The sequence below is a fragment of the Caldicellulosiruptor sp. F32 genome, from assembly GCF_000404025.1.
GTDB classification, from domain to species: Bacteria; Bacillota; Thermoanaerobacteria; order Caldicellulosiruptorales; family Caldicellulosiruptoraceae; genus Caldicellulosiruptor; species Caldicellulosiruptor saccharolyticus.
Genome location: NZ_APGP01000099.1, coordinates 1 through 1,203, shown reverse-complemented (window position 1 = coordinate 1,203; position 1,203 = coordinate 1). Strand labels below are relative to the sequence as shown.

Here is a 1,203-nt window from a genome sequence, read left to right as displayed (position 1 = left end):
TTTTGAAGAAATCAATCCTCTTTTTTGCCTCTCAAGCTGAATTCTAAGGTCAATTACTACATCCTTGTTAGTTACTGCCTCTTCTAAGGATGAGGCAACATTTGCAAACTTGTCTATAAAGGGTGGCAAAAGCGTCTGTGGACCGTATACTGTTATTTCATTTCCAAATTTTTTGAGTCCCCAGATGTTACTTCTTGCAACTCGGCTGTGGAGAATATCGCCAATTATAGCAATCTTGAGATTTTCAAGTTTGCCAAGCCTTTCTCTTATTGTAAACATGTCAAGCAAGGCTTGAGTTGGATGTTCGTTCATTCCATCTCCCGCATTGATAACCGAAAATGAACAGTTTTTTGCTATAAAATGAGCAGCACCTGACACAGAGTGGCGTACAATTAAAACGTCGGTCTTCAAAGCTTCTAAAGTTCTGACTGTGTCCAAGAGCGACTCGCCTTTTTGGACGCTGCTTGTTGCAACAGAAATAGATGTTGTGTTTGCGCTCATGAATTTTGCTGCAAGCTCAAAAGATGTTCTTGTACGTGTACTGTTTTCATAAAAAAGTAGTACAGCAGAATATCCTTGCAGGTGAGGTGTCTTTTTTGTCTCACTTTTTAGAATTAATTTCATATCCTTAGCGAGATTTAAAATCTTTAGTATTTCCTCTTTTGAAAGGTCTTTAAGTCCAAGCAGATGTTTCAAATTATTCACCTCCAAATGCTTATAAAAAAGGTAGGGATAATTCCCTACCCAATCTTATATTTCTGCATTGTTGACAATGCCTGATTCTGAAATAATCTCGTCTTTTGAAACTGTCTTTGCTTCTGGTAAAAGAAGATTTAATATAATCCCAACGAATGTAGCCAGAGCCATTCCTTCAAACTCAATGTTGAAAATCTTAAGTTTTGTGCCTCCAACACCAATTATGAGAATAACTGATGCAATAACCAAGTTCCTGGTTTGAGAAAGGTCCACTTTATTCTCAATCATCATTCTCAAGCCAGATGAGGCAATAACTCCAAAAAGAAGAATGCTAATTCCACCAATAACCGGTGCAGGAATGACCTGTATCAGAGCACCGAGTTTTTGCACAAACGAAAGAAGAATAGCAATTATAGCTGCCCAGAGAATCACCCATGTGCTATAAACCTTTGTTATTGCCATAACACCAATATTCTCTCCATAAGTTGTGTTAGGTGGACCACCAAA

At 37.9% G+C, this 1,203-nt stretch carries 2 protein-coding genes; both read right to left on the bottom strand.

The window, feature by feature from the left end; genetic code table 11:
* Positions 1-696 (bottom strand): aspartate carbamoyltransferase catalytic subunit (locus H964_RS09025; RefSeq protein WP_039766865.1); only part of this gene is annotated, 696 nt, incomplete at its 3' end.
* A gap of 54 nt (positions 697-750) precedes the next feature.
* A partial coding sequence (locus H964_RS09020) for a solute carrier family 23 protein (protein WP_039766862.1) occupies positions 751-1,203 on the bottom strand: 453 nt, incomplete at its 5' end.